Source organism: Mycobacterium sp. ITM-2016-00317 (genome assembly GCF_002968295.1).
In the GTDB taxonomy this organism is placed as follows: Bacteria; Actinomycetota; Actinomycetes; order Mycobacteriales; family Mycobacteriaceae; genus Mycobacterium.
The window spans coordinates 608,483-622,868 of sequence record NZ_CP134399.1 but is presented as its reverse complement, the minus strand read 5'-3'; the positions used below and the strand labels follow the sequence as shown (position 1 = coordinate 622,868).

The following is a 14,386-nucleotide window of genomic DNA, read 5'->3' as shown; positions in this document are numbered from 1 at the left end:
CATGTCTAACGCAGCACGGGCCCCGGCATTTCCGCGACGAGCCATTTGCTCACCGTGAACCGAAATCCGGCCGGGTCAGGCCCGTGGCAGCAGCGCGACGAGTTGGTCGGCGGTCAGCGCCCAACCGTGGTCGTGGTCGTCGAACGCCTCCGGCGGCAGCAGCGAGTGCTCGATGGACATCAGCGTCGCGCCGTCGCCGTGCGGCTCGAACGCGACGTCGACGATGCTCGTGGCTGTGGGGTCGGACCACCCGGAGTGCGACCAGGTGAAGCGCAACCGGCGGGGTCGGTCGATGTCGAGGAACTGTCCGGTGATCAGCACCAGACGGCCGTCCTCGTCGTCGACGTCGAACCGGACCCGGCCGCCGACGTGCGGTTCGACGACCACCGCCACGCACCGGGCCGGGCGGGGGCACATCCAGTCCATCAGGGCTTCCGGGTCCAGCCACTCGTCGAACACCACCTCGGGCGCGGCCGGCATGACGCGGCGCACGCGGACCACCGGCGCCGCGGTCATCGACGTCCCTTGGCGCGCAGCCGATCCGAGAGCGCGTCAGCCCGTGACGACCAGAACTCAGTCTGCTCGTCCATCCACTTCCGGGCGGGTGACAGGCCGTCGGACTGCAGCGACAGCCAGTGCTCACGGCCCCGCACCTCGCGGCGTACCAGACCGGCGGCCTCCAGGACCCCGACGTGGCGCGACACCCCGGCGAAGGTCATCGGCAGCGGGGCCGCCAGGTCGGTGATGCGGGCGTCGCCGCCGCGGAGGGCCTCCAGCAGCTGCCTGCGGGTGGGATCGGCGAGCGCGGCGTACACCCGGTCCAGCACCGGATCTTCAACCATTCTGTTGACTATAGCGGCCATGCGTGGTCTGCTGAGGACATCGTTGTTCAACTGAATTGTTGAATGTTCTGAGGAGGGACACGTATGCAGACCCCACCGATCGTGTCGGCGCCGGAGTGGGCATCGGCACTCGCGGACATGCTGGCCAAGGAGAAAGAGTTCACGCGCGCCCGGGACGCGCTGGCGGCGATGCGCCGCCGGATGCCGTGGACACCCGTCGACAGGGACTACCGCTTCGAAGGACCCGACGGCCCCGCGTCCCTGCTCGATCTGTTCGACGGCCGCCGCCAGTTGATCGTCTACCGGGCGTTCATGGATCCCGGGGTGGCCGGCTGGCCCGATCACGGCTGCGTCGGCTGCTCCCTGATGGCCGACCACATCGGCAACCTGGCGCACCTCAACGCCCGCGACACCACGCTGGTCTACGCCTCGCGCGGCGCGCAGCCCGACATCGCCCGGATCAAGGACCGGATGGGCTGGGACATCCCGTGGTACACCATGATTCCCGACGGCGACCGGGCGTTCGACACCGATTTCGGCGTGGACCAGTGGCACGGCACCAACGCGTTCATCCGCCTGCCGGGCGAGGACGGCGACCGCGTGTACCGCACCTACTTCATCGACAGCCGCGGCGACGAGGCGTTCGTGAACACCTGGAACTTCCTCGACATGACGGCTCTCGGGCGCCAGGAGACCTGGGAGGAGTCGCCGCCGGGCTACCCCCAGTCCGCGCCGTACGAATGGTGGTGTTGGCACGACGCCTACGGCCGCACGGAACCGGGGCGCTGGTTCGGTGACCCCGATCCCGACGATCCGCACGATCCGCGGCCGTCGCGGGCGGCCGAGCAGGGTGATCACTGTGCCCGCCAGTGACGCCCCCGCCAGTAGTGACGCGGTGCGGATCGCGCGGCTGTACGAGGAGACCCGGCGGCGGATCGCCGACCTGCTCGAAGCGGCCGGCTCCGCGGCGTGGGGCACCCCGGTGCCCGCCTGCCCCGGCTGGTCGGTGCGCGACGTCGTCTCGCACCTGAGCGCCGTCGCGCAGGATTGGGCCGCCGGCTCGCTGACGGGCGCTCCCACCGACGCCCAGACCGCCGAACATGTCCGGCGGTTCGCCGGCAGTTCGGCGCCCGCACTGATAGCAGCCTGGGCGGACGCGGCGGACCTGCTCGGCGGGCGGGCGCACCGCGACGGACTCGAGGCTCCGCTGGGCGACATCGTGAGCCACGAACACGACATCCGCGCCGCGCTCGGGAGGCCGGGCGCACGCGACTCCGCGTCGGTGCACTGGACCAGCGACCTTCTGCTGTCGATGCTGCGCACGCCGGTGCCGCTGCAGGTCCAGGTGGAGGACGGCCGCTACCTCGCCGGAGACCGCACCGGGGGCGGGGACGGTCTGGTCCTGCGCACCACCCGGTTCGAGGCACTGCGGTGGCGGACGGGTCGGCGCAGTCCCGCGCAGCTGGCCGCGATGGACTGGTCCGCCGACCCGACGCCCGTGCTCGGCCATCTGTGCCTGTTCGGGCCCGCGACCTCCGACGTCGTCGAGTGAGCGCCGCCACCGCAGGCGACTTCCCGGGGGCACTTCACAGAAAAACTTGACACGTGTAAAGTTCGGCCGCATGGACAACATCCGGGGCAAGACCATCGCCATCACCGGCGCCGCCCGCGGCATCGGGTATGCGACCGCGGAGGCACTGCTCAAGCGCGGAGCGCGCGTCGTCATCGGTGACCGCGACGTGGCGCTGCAGGAGTCGTCGGTGGCCAAGCTGGGAAATCTCGGCCCGGCATCGGGCTATCCGCTCGACGTCACCGACCGGGAGTCGTTCGCGACGTTCCTCGACAAGGCCCGCACCGACGGGGGCGGCCACATCGACGTGCTCATCAACAACGCCGGCGTGATGCCGATCGGCCCCTTCCTCGACCAGTCCGAGCAGTCGATCCGCTCGTCGATCGAGGTCAACCTGTACGGCGTGATCACCGGATGCCAGCTCGCGCTGCCCGACATGATCGCGCGCAGACGCGGCCACATCATCAACATCGCGTCGCTGTCCGGGCTGATCCCGGTCCCGGGCCAGGTCGTCTACGTCGGCGCGAAGTTCGGCGTGGTCGGGCTGTCCGCGGCGCTGGCCGACGAGGTGGCGCCGCACGGCGTGCACGTGTCCGTGGTGATGCCGCCGTTCACCAGGACCGAGCTGATCTCGGGCACCCGGGAGACCGCTGCGATCAAGCCGGTGGAACCGGCCGACATCGCCGCCGCGGTCGCGAAGACGCTGGACAAGCCCAAGACCCACGTCTCGGTGCCGACGGCGCTGCGCTTCACCGCGCAGGCCGCGCAGATGCTCGGGCCGCGGGGCCGGCGCTGGCTCAACGGCAAGCTCGGGCTCGACAACGTGTTCCTCGAGTTCGACACCGCGAAGCGCCAAGGCTATGAGCAGCGCGCACAGTCCGCGCTCGGCGTGGTCGAGGGCTCCGAGAAGAACCCCGGCTAACCGAAAACCGGTGGCGGGTCGCCGATGCGGTACGCCTCGATCGCGTCGAGGTGGTCGAACAGTTCGTCGAGGTTGAACTGGTAGTCCACGTCGGTCCCGACGAAGACGACGTGCGCGATCTCCCCGCCGTCCTCGGGGGTCAGCAGGATCACCGTCACGTTGACGGTCTCGTCCTCGTCGGCGACGTCGGCTTCGGAGGCCGGCCAGTACCACGCCACGCCGGTCTCGTCGTCCACCTCAAGCGAGAACTCCCAGCCGCGTCCGGTCAGCCGGCCGTCGAAGTCCTCCAGCTCGGAAGCGATCTGGAGCTCGTCGGCGACCCCGGCGGGCAGCCAGGTCTGGTCCCGGGCCGACTGCCGCTTCCTGCGGCGGGCCTTCTTCGCGTCCGTCCGGCGGGACACCTCAGGACAGCGCCCGGTCCAGGTCGGCGATCAGGTCGTCGGTGCCTTCCAGCCCGATCGAGATCCGCACCACGCCGTCGCCCAGGCCGATCGCGGCGCGACCCTCCGGTCCCATCGCGCGGTGGGTGGTGGTGGCCGGGTGGGTGATCAGCGACTTGGCGTCGCCGAGGTTGTTGGAGATGTCCACGATCTGCAGCTTGTCGAGCACCTCGAAGGCGCGCTGCTTCGCCGCATCGGGATTGCCGGCTCCGCCGGCGCCCGCGAGCTCGAAGGTGACCACCGTGCCGCCGCCGGTCATCTGGCGCTTGGCCAGGTCGTACTGCGGGTGCGATTCCAGGAACGGGTACTTCACCCAGCTCACCGACGGGTGCTCCTGCAGGAACTCGGCGATGCGGTGGGCCGAGGCGGTCTGGTGCTGGACCCGCAGCGCCAGCGTCTCCAGACCCTTGAGCAGCGTCCACGCGTTGAACGGGCTCAGTGCCGGGCCGGTGTGGCGCATCAGCTTCTGCACCGGCCCGTCGATGTACTCGGTGTCGCCGAGGATCGCCCCGCCGAGCACCCGGCCCTGACCGTCGATGTGCTTGGTGCCCGAATACACCACCACGTCGGCCCCCAACGGCATGCCCTGCTGCAGGATCGGGGTGGCGAAGACGTTGTCGAGCACCACCTTCGCGCCCGCGGCATGCGCGAGCTCGCACACCGCGGCGATGTCGACCAGCGACTGCATCGGGTTGGACGGCGTCTCGAAGAACACCGCCTGGGTGGGGACCGACAGTGCCTGCTCCCACTGGGCCAGGTCGTCGCCGTCGACGAAGACGGTCTCGACCCCCCAGCGCGGCAGGATCTCGTTGCACACCACGAAGCACGACCCGAACAGGCTGCGGGCGGCGACCAGCCGGTCACCGGCGCCGAGCAGCGCACCGAGCGCGGTGAACACCGCCGACATGCCGGTCGACGTCGCGAAGCAGGCGGGGGCGCCCTCCAGCAGGCGCAGCCGCTCCTCGAACATCGCGACCGTCGGGTTGCCGTAGCGCGAGTACACGAAGCGGTCGATCTCGCCGGTGAACGCCTTCTCCGCGTCGGCGGCCGAGTCGTATACGTATCCCGAGGTCAGGTACATCGCCTCGGCGGTCTCTTCGAACTCCGAGCGCAGCAGCCCGCCGCGGACCCCGATGGTGGCCTGACCGACCCCGTCGGGCAGGGCGGCCGGGATCCGGACCGACGGGACCGAGCCGGGTGTCTCGCTCATGACTGCGTCCAGGGCAGCCCGACGGCCTTCCAGCCGGTGGCGCCGCGGTGCCCGCTCTCGTCGAGGTTGCCCTCGAAGCCGTCCAGGATGTTGTAGGCCGGGCCGAGGCCCGCCTCGGTGGCCGCCTCGGCGGCGCCGATGGACCGGTTGCCCGAACGACACAGGAACGCCACCGGGCGCTGCTCCCCCGAAGCCGCCGCGCCGAGCTTGTCGACCAGGTCGTCGACGAAGTGGTCGTTGCGGCTGCCGTCGGTGCGGTTCCACTCGATGTAGACGACGTCGCGGCGCAGCTCGGACAGGTCGGGCACTCCGACGAAGCGCCACTCCGCCTCGGTGCGACAGTCGACGAGCACCGCGTCGGGGTTCTCGCTCAGCAGCGTCCATGCCTGCTCAGGCGTGATGTCTCCGGCGTAGCTCACGGTCGAGAGTGTCCCACAGCTAGCTGGGGCCGGGCGAACAGACCTTCCAGCTTCCGCCCTCGCGGACGAAGGTCATCGGCACGGTCTCCTTGGCGTCCTTGTCCGACTCGAAGTAATAGGTGATGTCGGCGGTGGCGCGGTCGCCGTCCACCGCCACCCCGGCCACCCGGTCGACATACCGCTCGCCCCGGTTTTCCACCGATTGACGTTGGGCGTCAAGAATTTTCGCCTCGTCGGCAACCTGTTCGGCGCAGGTGTAGGAGATGAACGCGCCGTAGTCCGCGCGCTGCAGCGCGTCGTTCTGGCCCGACGCGGCACGCGCGATCTGCTGCTCTTCGGTCAGTCCGTCGCCGGAGAACAGGTTGATCAAAAAGATTCCGATCACGACGGCCACAATGATCGCCAGCGCCCCGAGGAACGGGATCACGGCAGATCCGGTCGACTCCGCCCCGTCGGTCCCGTCCGCCCCGCCGGGCGCGGTCACCGGAGCCTGCGCACAGCCGACGCGACCCGGCGGGCGCGGTCACGCGCCACGATCGGGTCCTGCGCCGTCGCCGTGGACCAACTGAGCCAGGACGCCTCGCCGGTCCCGGCCACCTCGGTCGCCCGGAACACCCGCACGTCGCTCTCGGCGACCGCGAGCGCATCGGCCAGCACGGCGTGCATCTCACCGCCGGACACGTCCCTGTCCTCTCCGTCGGAGTAACTCACCTCGACCGCACCGGGCGAGATCATGATGGTGTCGACCGGCAGGCCGAGGACGGCCCGCGCGTGCAACTCGAACTGCGAGAGCCGTTGGGAGCGCAGCGTCACCAGGCCGCTGTCCTGCAGCCGTGGCCGGACGTCGGAGAAGTACACCTCGTCGCCGCGCACCAGCAGCTCCACCGCGAACACCCCCCGGCCACCGAGCGAGTTGACGATGCGCGCCGCGATCGACTTCGCCGAATCCAGCGCGATCGGCGAAAGCCGCTGCGGCTGCCAGGACTCCAGTGCCTCGGCGTCGTTCTGATGGTGGCCGATCGGCTCGCAGAAGTGCACCGCCGGGCCTGCGGGACCGCTCGTGCGCACGGTCAGCAGCGTCACCTCGAAGTCGACCTCGACGACCGTCTCGGCGATGACGCGCTGCAAGCCGCCGGACACCGCGAGCTGCCATGCCGGCTCCACGTCCTCCTGCCGCAGCAGCACCGACTCGCCCTCGCCGGGGGCGGCAGCCACGGGTTTGACGACCATCGGGAATCCGGCGTGCGTCGCGATCGCGGTCAGCTCGTCCACCGAACCCGCGAACCAGAACGGCGCGGTCGGCAGCCCCAGTTCGTCGGCGGCGAGCTTGCGCAGGCCCTCCCTGTCCAGGGACAGCCGCGACGCGCGCGGGGTCGGGTACACCTCCACACCCTCGCGGTCGGCGACGGTCAGCAGCGCGTCGGCGGGGACGGCGTCGGTGTCGACGACCACGTAGCGGGGCCGGTGCTCGTCGATCCGCGCGGTCAGCGCCGCCGCGTCGTCGTGATCGGGCACGGTGACCACCCCGGCGCCGAGGCGCTCGAACGCCGAGGCAAGCTCGCCGCTGCGCGCGCCCGCGCCGAGCAGCATCACCGTCTCGCCATATGTCGTCTCAGTCATCGGGCTTCCAGCCTGCCAGACTCACCGCCAGAATCGGAACATGAGTGCCTCGCTGCTGGCGATCCTCGTCGTCTCCGTTCTGGTGGCCGCGGTCACCCGCAGGCACGACCTCTCCGCTCCGCTCGTCCTAGTCGTGGTGGGCCTGACGATCGGAATGCTGCCGGACATCGAGTACGTCGTCGACGTCGCCCTCGACCCCGAGGTGGTGCTCTACGTCGTGCTGCCGCCTCTGCTGTGGACGGCCGGACTGACGAGCAGCTCGGTGAGCATGCGCGCCAACAAACGCCCGATCGCGCTGCTGGCCGTCGCGTTGCCGCTGCTGACCACGGCCGTCGTCGGGTACGTCGCGTACCGCACGGTGCCCGAGATGACGCTGGCCGCCGCGTTCGTGCTCGGCGCGATCGTCGCGCCGCCGGACGCCGTGTCCGCGGGCGCGATCGGCCGCAGGCTCGGGCTGCCCCGCCGGACCATGACGCTGATCAGCGGCGAGAGCCTGCTGAACGACGCGACGGCGCTGACCGCCTACAAGGTCGCGCTGGCCGCCGCGATCGGCGCGTCGACCGGGGTGTCCAAGGGTTTGGTGACGTTCGTGATGGCGGTGGTCGGCGGCGTGGTCGTCGGGTTCGTGCTCGGCAAGACCCTGGTGTACATCCGCTCCCACCTCGACGACCCGACCGCCGAGAGCGCGATCGGGCTGGTCGCGCCGTTCCTGGTCTACCTGGTCGCCGAGCAGATCGGCGGGTCCGGTGTGCTCGCGGTCGTCATCGCGGCGCTGATCGCCGCCCAGCGGTTCTCCCGGGCCGGCTACGCGGTCCGCCTGCAGGACGACGCGGTGTGGCGGGCCGTCCAGCTGGTGCTCGAGTCCTTCGCCTTCCTGTTGATCGGACTGCAGTTGCCGACCGCGGTCGACGAACTGAGCGGCCTCTCCGCCGCAGAGATCGTCGTCGCGTCGGTGTCGGTGCTCGGGAGCGTCATCCTGGTGCGCCTCGTCTGGGTGTTCCCGTTCGCCTATGTGCCCAGGCTGCTGTCGGCCAAGATCCGCGCTTCCGAACCACCACCGGACCCGCGGCAGCTGCTGATCATCGCGTGGGCGGGCATGCGCGGGGTGGTGTCCCTGGCCGCGGCGTTCGCCGTGCCGCTGACCACGCTGTCCGGTGATGGTTTCCCAGGCCGGCCGCAAATCATCTTCCTCACGTTCATCGTGGTGGTGGGCACCCTGCTGCTGCACGGACTGACGCTGCCGTGGTTGATCCGCCGGCTGGACGTCCAGGGTGACCAGGAGCGCCTCGACGCCATGGCGGCCGCCGCGGCGCAGGAGAAGGCCGCCCGTGCCGCCGGCCAACTGCTCGATCAGCTGCTGGCCGACCATTCCGCCGAGCTCGACGAGCAGACCGCGGAGGTGCTCCGGTCCTGGAACAACCGGCGGCAGTGGTCGGCATGGGAACGGGTCGCCGACCGCACCGCCGAATCGCCGATCGCCGCGTTCCGGGAGCTGCGACTGCAGATGCTGGCGGTCGAGCGCAGCGCGTTCCTGACCGAGCGCGACGTCGGGAACATCGATGACGAGGTGCTGAGCAAGCTGCTGCACGGCATCGACCTGGAGGAGGCGATGCTCACTCGGGGGTGACGGCGAGCGAGGCCCGGAACGCACCCATCGCGTCGATCAGCGCGACGAAGACCCGGTGGGCGGCCACCAGGTCGCTGTCGGGCAGTGCGGCCAGCGCATCGTGGGTGTGGCCGGCCAGCGGGGTGAAGAACGCGCGCGCCACGGCCCTGCCCCGCGGGGACATCCGCAGCATCACCTTGCGCCGGTCGGCGGGGTCGGAATCGCGCAGCAGGTGGCCGGACGCGATCATCCGCTCGACCAGGTAGGTGATGGCCGCGCCGGAGGTGCCCATCCGCTCCCTGAGCTCACCGGCGGTCAGCGGGGTGCCCGCGCCCTCGGCCACACTGACATAGAGCAGAGCGCGGAAGTCGTTGGGGCTCAACGTATGTAAGGCGGAAAACTGGTACCCGATCTGGTCGGACTCGGCCGTCAGCGCCCGCACGTCCGCGCCGATCGCGGCCTCCAGCGCCGCCCGCTCGACATCCTGCACCCGCCCACCATACCGAGAATCTTCAGTTGATTAATTGTTAACTATCTGAAATGTTGGTTCCATGAGCCGTCGTTTGTCCTGGCTGGTCGCGCTGCTCGTCGTGCTCGCCTCCGGCGCCCTGATGGGGGTGCTCGGCGGCGGCGGAGACGCCAGCTCGCAATCGCCGGTCGCCGTACCCGCCGACTCCGAGTCCGCCCGCGCGGATGCGGCCAGAGCCGCGTTCCCGGGCGGAGATCAGGTACCCGCGATCCTGGTGGTCACACGCGCGGATTCCGCGCCGCTGGCTCCGGCCGACATCGCGGCCGTGGACGCGGCCAGGGACCGCATGCTCGCCGCCGCAGGCACCGGCCCCGGCGGGCCGCCGACCCAGGTCGCCGAGGACGGCGAGGCGGCCGTGGCGACGGTGCCGCTGCAGGGCGAGCTGTCCGGGTTCGCGCTGACCGACAAGGTCGAGGAGTTGCGCGCGGCGGCCGGCGACGGACTGCCGGGTGATCTGCAGGCGGAGCTGACCGGCGGGCCCGCGTTCGGCGCCGACATCGCGGACTCGTTCTCCGGGGCCAACTTCACGCTGCTCGCCGTCACCGCGGCCGTGGTGGCCCTGCTGCTGATCATCACCTACCGCTCCCCCGTGCTGTGGCTGGTGCCACTGCTGGTGATCGGCTTCGCCGACCGGGTCGCCGCCGTCGTCGGCGCGTCGGTCGCCGACGCACTCGGCATGACCCCGGACGGCTCCACCTCGGGCATCACCAGCGTGCTGGTCTTCGGCGCGGGCACCAACTATGCGCTGCTGCTGATCTCGCGCTATCGCGAGGAACTCGGCCGCACCGAGTCCCACCAGGCCGCACTGAACACCGCGGTGCGGCGCGCGGGTCCGGCGATCGTCGCGAGCAACGCCACCGTGGTGCTGGCGCTGTTGACACTGCTGCTCGCGTCCGCGCCCAGCACCCGCAGCCTCGGCGTGCAGGCCGCGTCGGGACTGGTGATCGCGGCGGTCTTCGTGCTCCTGGTGCTGCCCCCGGCACTCGGGCTGTTCGGCCGGAAACTGTTCTGGCCGTTCATCCCCGAGGTCGGGGCCAAACCGCTGACCGACAGCGGCATCTGGCACCGCGTCGCCGCGGCGGTCGCGCGCAGGCCCGCACGCGTGGCGGTCGTGTCGATCGGCGTGCTGGCCCTGCTGTGCACCGGGCTGCTCGGCACCCCGGTCGGACTGTCGCAGACCGAACAGTTCCGCGTGCAGGCCGAGTCGGTCAGCGGCTTCGAGACACTCGCCGACCACTTCCCCAGCGGCCTGACCGACCCCGCCAGAGTGATCGCGTCGACCGACCGCGCCGCCGAGGTGCAGCAGGCGATCACCGACACCCCGGGCGTGGTGTCGGCCATACCGGCAGGCGAGTCGCCCGACGGACTGACCCAGTGGTCGGTGATCCTGGTTGCCGACCCGGCCACCGACGAGGCCTTCGACACCGTGGACGCACTGCGCGATTCGGTGCACGCGGCCGATCCGGACGGCCTGGTCGGCGGTTCCGACGCCACCGCACGCGATGCCGCCGGCGCGGCGGCGCACGACCGCACCGTGGTCATCCCCGCGATCCTGCTCGTGGTGCTGGTGGTGCTGTACGTACTGCTGCGGGCGCTGGTGGCCCCGCTGGTGCTGGTCGCGGCCACCGTGCTCAGCTCGGTGGCCGCGCTCGGGCTGGGCGGCTGGGCCAGTGTGCACGTGTTCGGCTTCCCCGGCCTGGACAACACCGCGCCGCTGTTCGCGTTCCTGTTCCTGGTGGCGCTCGGCGTGGACTACACGATCTTCCTTGTGACCAGGGCCAAGGAGGAGACACCCGAGCACGGCACCCGGGACGGCATCGTGCGCGCGGTGTCGGCGACGGGCGCGGTGATCACCAGCGCGGGCATCGTGCTGGCGTCGGTGTTCTGCGTGCTCGGGGTGCTCCCGCTGATCGTGCTCACCCAGATCGGCATCATCGTCGGCCTCGGCATCCTGCTCGACACCTTCGTGGTGCGCACCGTCGTCATCCCTGCGTTGTTCACGTTGATCGGACCGAAGATCTGGTGGCCCGCGCTGCGCGAGAAGGCCGACAGAACCGGCGGGTAGCGTCGACAGATGAGTCAGGTCACCGAACCCGCGCTACCACCGGTGCACATGCGCCGCGACGGCTTCGACCCGGTGCCCGAGCTGCACGAGATTCGCGAGGCCGACGGCGTGCGGACGGTGACCAACGCGTTCGGGATGCCGGTGTACCTGGTCACCCGTCACGACGACGTCAAGGCCGTGCTGTCGGACCACGCGCGGTTCTCCAACGGCCTGGGCCGCCCGGCTTCGTGGTGCCCGGCGCGCCGCCGGTCGACGAGGACGAGCAGGCCCGCGGCCGGGCCGGCAACCTGCTTGCCCTGGACCCGCCCGAGCATCAGCGGCTGCGCCGCATGCTCACCGGCGAGTTCACCCACCGGCGGATGACCCGGCTGCGGCCGCGTATCGCCGAGATCGTCGACGCCCAACTGGATGCGCTCGCCGCGGCGGGCTCACCCGCGGACCTGGTCGAGCACTTCGCGCTGCCGATCCCGTCGCTGGTGATCTGCGAGCTGCTCGGGGTGCCCTACGCCGACCGCGACGACTTCCAGCGCCGCAGCGCCCGCCAGCTCGACCTGTCGATCCCGATACCGGACCGGCTGGAGCTGGTGCGCCAGGGCCGCGACTACATGGGCAGCCTGGTCGCAGGCGCGCGGGCGCGTCCCGGTGACGACATCCTCGGCATGCTGGTGCGCGAGCACGGCGACGAGCTCACCGACGACGAGCTGATCGGCATCGCCGGCCTGCTGCTGCTGGCCGGCCACGAGACGACGTCGAACATGTTGGCGCTGGGCACTCTTGCGCTGTTGCGTCACCCCGCGCAGCTCGCCGCGGTGCGCGACGACCCGGCCGCGGTCGCCCCGGCGGTCGAGGAGATGCTGCGCTGGCTGTCGATCGTGCACACCGCGATCCCGCGCATCACCACCACCGACGTGGTCGTCGCCGGCGTCGAGATCCCCGCCGGGCGGCTGGTGTTCGCGTCACTGCCGTCGGGCAACCGGGACAGCGGCTTCGTCGACGAACCGGACCGCCTCGACATCGGCCGCGGCGCGCCCGGGCACCTGGCGTTCGGACACGGCGTGCACCACTGTCTGGGGGCTCCGCTGGCGCGGATGGAGATGCAGATCGCGTTCCCGGCGCTGCTGCGCCGCTTCCCGACGCTGGCGTCGGCCGAGGACTTCGCCGATGTGCGGTTCCGGTCCTTCCACTTCATCTACGGTGTGAAGTCGTTGGAGGTGTGCTGGTGAGCAAGGTGGTCGCAGACCGTGAGCTGTGCATCCAGGCGGGCAACTGCGTGATGGTGGCCGGCGACATCTTCGACCAGGACGACGAGGGCATGGTGGTGGTCCTCGACGACGAGGTGACCGGCGATGCCGCCGACCGCGCCCGCGAGGCGGTCAAGCTGTGCCCGGCGAGTGCTCTGGCTCTGGAAGATCGATGACGCCCGCACGCATGAGCAGCAACACGCTGACGACCAGGACCCAGATCGGGAAGCTCACCGTCGTCCACGGCGACAGGTCGCTACCGACGAGGACGCACAGCGCGACGACGTAGGTCACCGCCACCAGCCAGCCCGGCATCAGCCGGGTCCGCAGCCAGATCGTGGCCAGCGAGATCATGAACACCGCGGCCATCCGCAGCGCGTACGTGTTCGACAGCGAGACCAGCAGCGCCTGACCGAAGGTCACCACCTCGGAGTGCAGCCCGGCGGACGCCCTGACCGCGATGACCCCGGCGCCGACCGCGGTGGACGCGAAGATCATCGCCAGGAACATCAGCCCGCTGCCCAGGAACACCGTCGCGAAGAACCTGTCCTCCAGCACGCCGAGGCCGTCGCGGACCACTCCCAGGAACCACAGGAACGCGATCCCGGCGAACGGCATCAGCACGACGGCGATGCGCAGCCGGTGTTCCGTGTCGGGGTGGGCCGTGCGGATCAGCACCAGCACCGCGCCGAACAGCAGCGCGAACAGCACACCGGCGAACGCCGCGGCGCGCGGTGTGGTCAGTCGGCGGACGTGGCGGTCGACGGGATGGGTCACCGGCACATGCTGACACGGCGACGGCTCAGTCCTGCGCCGGAACCGCGTCGTCGACCGTCACGGTCCGGTTGCCGCCGGCCTGCTTGGCCCGGTACATCGCCGCGTCGGCGCGCTCGATCAGCGCGCGGACCACGACGTCGAGGTCGTCGTCGATGCGGGAGGTGGCCGCCCCGATGCTGACCGTCGGCGCCTGCGGCGTGTCGCAGCGCGTGACCAGATCGTGCAGCGTCGCGGCGATCTCCACGACGAGCTCGGGTCCGCCGTCGACGACGATCACGAACTCCTCGCCGCCGGTGCGGGCGGTCGCCGACCGCACACCGCGGGCCGAGACGGCCGCCCGGGCCGCGTCGGCGACCGCGACCAGCACCCGGTCCCCTGTGTCGTGGCCGTACCGGTCGTTGATGGCCTTGAACTTGTCGATGTCCACCGCCAGCACGCCGACCTGGGTGCCGCCCGGTGCGACCAGATCGGCGAGGTGGGTGTCCAGACCGCGCCGGTTGTACAGCCGGGTCAGCGGGTCGTGCAGCGAGTCCACCGCGTCCATCCGCAGCGCCAGCAGATAGGACTGCACGATGACCGGCAGCGCGATCACCGTCGGCATCAGCACGAGCAGACGCACCGTGATCACCGAGACCGGCGCGGCACCCTGCGCGATCGCGATTCCGTAGGTCACCGCGAACACCGCCGCGGTGAACCCCAGGTGCAGCACCAGCGCGCGCGGACCGTGGACGATCACGATGTAGATGCCGTTGGCCGCCAGCAGCGCCAGCCCGGGCATCGCGGTGAACGCGTCCTGGTAGCAGCCCATCACCACCACCACCGCGACGTCGGCGTACACCGCGAACGCGATCGACTGGCGCTCGGTGGGCCAGGACCCGAAGATCCAGACCACGCCCAGCACAGCCGAACTGGCCGCGATGGACAGCACCAGCACCCGGCCGCCGACCGATCCCCCGTCGTAGTAGGCCCACACCACCGACAGCAGCGCGGTCAGCCCGTAGAGCAGCGAGAAGCAGCCGATGAACACCTGATGTACCCGCAGCAACCCGCGGGCACGGAAATGCCTTGCTATCCAGTCGAATTCATGTGGCTGACGCCACCAGGTACGGAAGAACTCCCCTACCCCCATTCCGTCCTCCCCCCAG

Annotated in this window: 16 protein-coding genes and 1 pseudogene; 7 read left to right on the top strand and 10 right to left on the bottom strand. The window is 70.7% G+C overall.

The window, feature by feature from the left end; all coding sequences use genetic code 11:
- Positions 1–75: 75 nt before the first annotated feature.
- Both C6A87_RS02965 and C6A87_RS02960 read right to left on the bottom strand, forming a co-directional pair.
- Complete coding sequence (locus C6A87_RS02965) at positions 76–516, bottom strand: SRPBCC domain-containing protein (RefSeq protein WP_311115903.1); 441 nt, start codon at positions 514–516, stop codon at positions 76–78.
- Positions 513–842 carry a metalloregulator ArsR/SmtB family transcription factor gene (locus tag C6A87_RS02960; protein ID WP_311115902.1) on the bottom strand — a complete coding sequence of 110 codons (330 nt, stop codon included), beginning with the start codon at positions 840–842 and terminating at the stop codon, positions 513–515. The genes C6A87_RS02965 and C6A87_RS02960 overlap by 4 nt, the downstream gene beginning before the upstream one ends.
- Before the next feature lie 84 nt (positions 843–926).
- Here C6A87_RS02960 and C6A87_RS02955 point away from each other — a divergent pair, with 84 nt between their 5' ends.
- The 3 genes from C6A87_RS02955 to C6A87_RS02945 all read left to right on the top strand — a co-directional run bounded on the left by C6A87_RS02955 (position 927) and on the right by C6A87_RS02945 (position 3,334).
- Positions 927–1,715: a DUF899 domain-containing protein gene (locus tag C6A87_RS02955; RefSeq protein ID WP_311115901.1), complete on the top strand. Its 789-nt coding sequence runs from the start codon at positions 927–929 to the stop codon at positions 1,713–1,715.
- Positions 1,702–2,394, top strand: a complete 693-nt coding sequence (locus tag C6A87_RS02950; RefSeq protein WP_311115900.1) for a maleylpyruvate isomerase family mycothiol-dependent enzyme — start codon at positions 1,702–1,704, stop codon at positions 2,392–2,394. The genes C6A87_RS02955 and C6A87_RS02950 overlap by 14 nt, the downstream gene beginning before the upstream one ends.
- 70 nt (positions 2,395–2,464) lie before the next feature.
- The gene (locus tag C6A87_RS02945) at positions 2,465–3,334 is read left to right on the top strand and encodes an SDR family oxidoreductase (RefSeq protein WP_311115899.1); all 870 of its coding nucleotides are present in this window, start codon (positions 2,465–2,467) and stop codon (positions 3,332–3,334) included.
- On the opposite strand, the gene C6A87_RS02940 is transcribed toward C6A87_RS02945, so the two are convergent.
- Genes C6A87_RS02940 through purT form a run of 5 tightly spaced genes read right to left on the bottom strand, consistent with a single transcriptional unit; the run spans position 3,331 to position 7,023 of the window.
- Positions 3,331–3,735: a hypothetical protein gene (locus tag C6A87_RS02940; protein WP_311115898.1), complete on the bottom strand. Its 405-nt coding sequence runs from the start codon at positions 3,733–3,735 to the stop codon at positions 3,331–3,333. The two genes, C6A87_RS02945 and C6A87_RS02940, sit on opposite strands and share 4 nt — an antisense overlap.
- A 1-nt stretch (position 3,736) precedes the next feature.
- Entirely contained in the window at positions 3,737–4,984 is a 1,248-nt protein-coding gene (locus C6A87_RS02935) for an O-succinylhomoserine sulfhydrylase (protein WP_311115897.1), read from the bottom strand.
- Positions 4,981–5,403 carry a rhodanese-like domain-containing protein gene (locus C6A87_RS02930; protein ID WP_311115896.1) on the bottom strand — a complete coding sequence of 141 codons (423 nt, stop codon included), beginning with the start codon at positions 5,401–5,403 and terminating at the stop codon, positions 4,981–4,983. The genes C6A87_RS02935 and C6A87_RS02930 overlap by 4 nt, the downstream gene beginning before the upstream one ends.
- 19 nt (positions 5,404–5,422) lie before the next feature.
- Positions 5,423–5,887 carry a lumazine-binding protein gene (locus C6A87_RS02925; protein ID WP_311115895.1) on the bottom strand — a complete coding sequence of 155 codons (465 nt, stop codon included), beginning with the start codon at positions 5,885–5,887 and terminating at the stop codon, positions 5,423–5,425.
- Complete coding sequence (gene purT, locus C6A87_RS02920; protein WP_311115894.1) at positions 5,884–7,023, bottom strand: formate-dependent phosphoribosylglycinamide formyltransferase; 1,140 nt, start codon at positions 7,021–7,023, stop codon at positions 5,884–5,886. The genes C6A87_RS02925 and purT overlap by 4 nt, the downstream gene beginning before the upstream one ends.
- Before the next feature lie 40 nt (positions 7,024–7,063).
- Between purT and C6A87_RS02915 the strand changes: the two genes are divergently transcribed.
- The gene (locus C6A87_RS02915) at positions 7,064–8,650 is read left to right on the top strand and encodes a Na+/H+ antiporter (RefSeq protein WP_311115893.1); all 1,587 of its coding nucleotides are present in this window, start codon (positions 7,064–7,066) and stop codon (positions 8,648–8,650) included.
- Here C6A87_RS02915 and C6A87_RS02910 read toward each other — a convergent pair.
- On the bottom strand, positions 8,637–9,119 hold the full coding sequence (locus C6A87_RS02910; protein WP_311115892.1) for a MarR family winged helix-turn-helix transcriptional regulator: 483 nt from the start codon (positions 9,117–9,119) through the stop codon (positions 8,637–8,639). The two genes, C6A87_RS02915 and C6A87_RS02910, sit on opposite strands and share 14 nt — an antisense overlap.
- Positions 9,120–9,180: 61 nt before the next feature.
- Between C6A87_RS02910 and C6A87_RS02905 the strand changes: the two genes are divergently transcribed.
- The 3 genes and pseudogenes from C6A87_RS02905 to C6A87_RS02895 all read left to right on the top strand — a co-directional run bounded on the left by C6A87_RS02905 (position 9,181) and on the right by C6A87_RS02895 (position 12,640).
- Positions 9,181–11,223, top strand: a complete 2,043-nt coding sequence (locus C6A87_RS02905; protein ID WP_311115891.1) for an MMPL family transporter — start codon at positions 9,181–9,183, stop codon at positions 11,221–11,223.
- 9 nt (positions 11,224–11,232) lie between these two features.
- Positions 11,233–12,446: pseudogene (locus tag C6A87_RS02900) on the top strand (cytochrome P450).
- Complete coding sequence (locus C6A87_RS02895; protein ID WP_311115890.1) at positions 12,437–12,640, top strand: ferredoxin; 204 nt, start codon at positions 12,437–12,439, stop codon at positions 12,638–12,640. The pseudogene C6A87_RS02900 and the gene C6A87_RS02895 overlap by 10 nt, the downstream one beginning before the upstream one ends.
- Here the strand turns inward: C6A87_RS02895 and C6A87_RS02890 are convergent.
- Positions 12,597–13,241 carry a hypothetical protein gene (locus C6A87_RS02890; protein WP_311115889.1) on the bottom strand — a complete coding sequence of 215 codons (645 nt, stop codon included), beginning with the start codon at positions 13,239–13,241 and terminating at the stop codon, positions 12,597–12,599. The genes C6A87_RS02895 and C6A87_RS02890 overlap by 44 nt on opposite strands.
- Positions 13,242–13,266: 25 nt before the next feature.
- A complete protein-coding gene (locus tag C6A87_RS02885; protein ID WP_311115888.1) occupies positions 13,267–14,370 on the bottom strand; it encodes a GGDEF domain-containing protein in 1,104 nt (367 codons plus the stop codon).
- Positions 14,371–14,386: the final 16 nt, after the last annotated feature.

Excerpts from the sequence above, each read along its gene's own strand:
- purT (WP_311115894.1), bottom strand. The coding sequence starts at position 7,023 with ATGACTGAGACGACATATGGCGAGACGGTGATGCTGCTCGGCGCGGGC.
- C6A87_RS02935 (WP_311115897.1), bottom strand. The coding sequence starts at position 4,984 with ATGAGCGAGACACCCGGCTCGGTCCCGTCGGTCCGGATCCCGGCCGCC.
- C6A87_RS02955 (WP_311115901.1), top strand. The coding sequence starts at position 927 with ATGCAGACCCCACCGATCGTGTCGGCGCCGGAGTGGGCATCGGCACTC.
- C6A87_RS02905 (WP_311115891.1), top strand. The coding sequence starts at position 9,181 with ATGAGCCGTCGTTTGTCCTGGCTGGTCGCGCTGCTCGTCGTGCTCGCC.
- C6A87_RS02965 (WP_311115903.1), bottom strand. The coding sequence starts at position 516 with ATGACCGCGGCGCCGGTGGTCCGCGTGCGCCGCGTCATGCCGGCCGCG.
- C6A87_RS02915 (WP_311115893.1), top strand. The coding sequence starts at position 7,064 with ATGAGTGCCTCGCTGCTGGCGATCCTCGTCGTCTCCGTTCTGGTGGCC.
- C6A87_RS02885 (WP_311115888.1), bottom strand. The coding sequence starts at position 14,370 with ATGGGGGTAGGGGAGTTCTTCCGTACCTGGTGGCGTCAGCCACATGAA.
- C6A87_RS02960 (WP_311115902.1), bottom strand. The coding sequence starts at position 842 with ATGGTTGAAGATCCGGTGCTGGACCGGGTGTACGCCGCGCTCGCCGAT.
- C6A87_RS02945 (WP_311115899.1), top strand. The coding sequence starts at position 2,465 with ATGGACAACATCCGGGGCAAGACCATCGCCATCACCGGCGCCGCCCGC.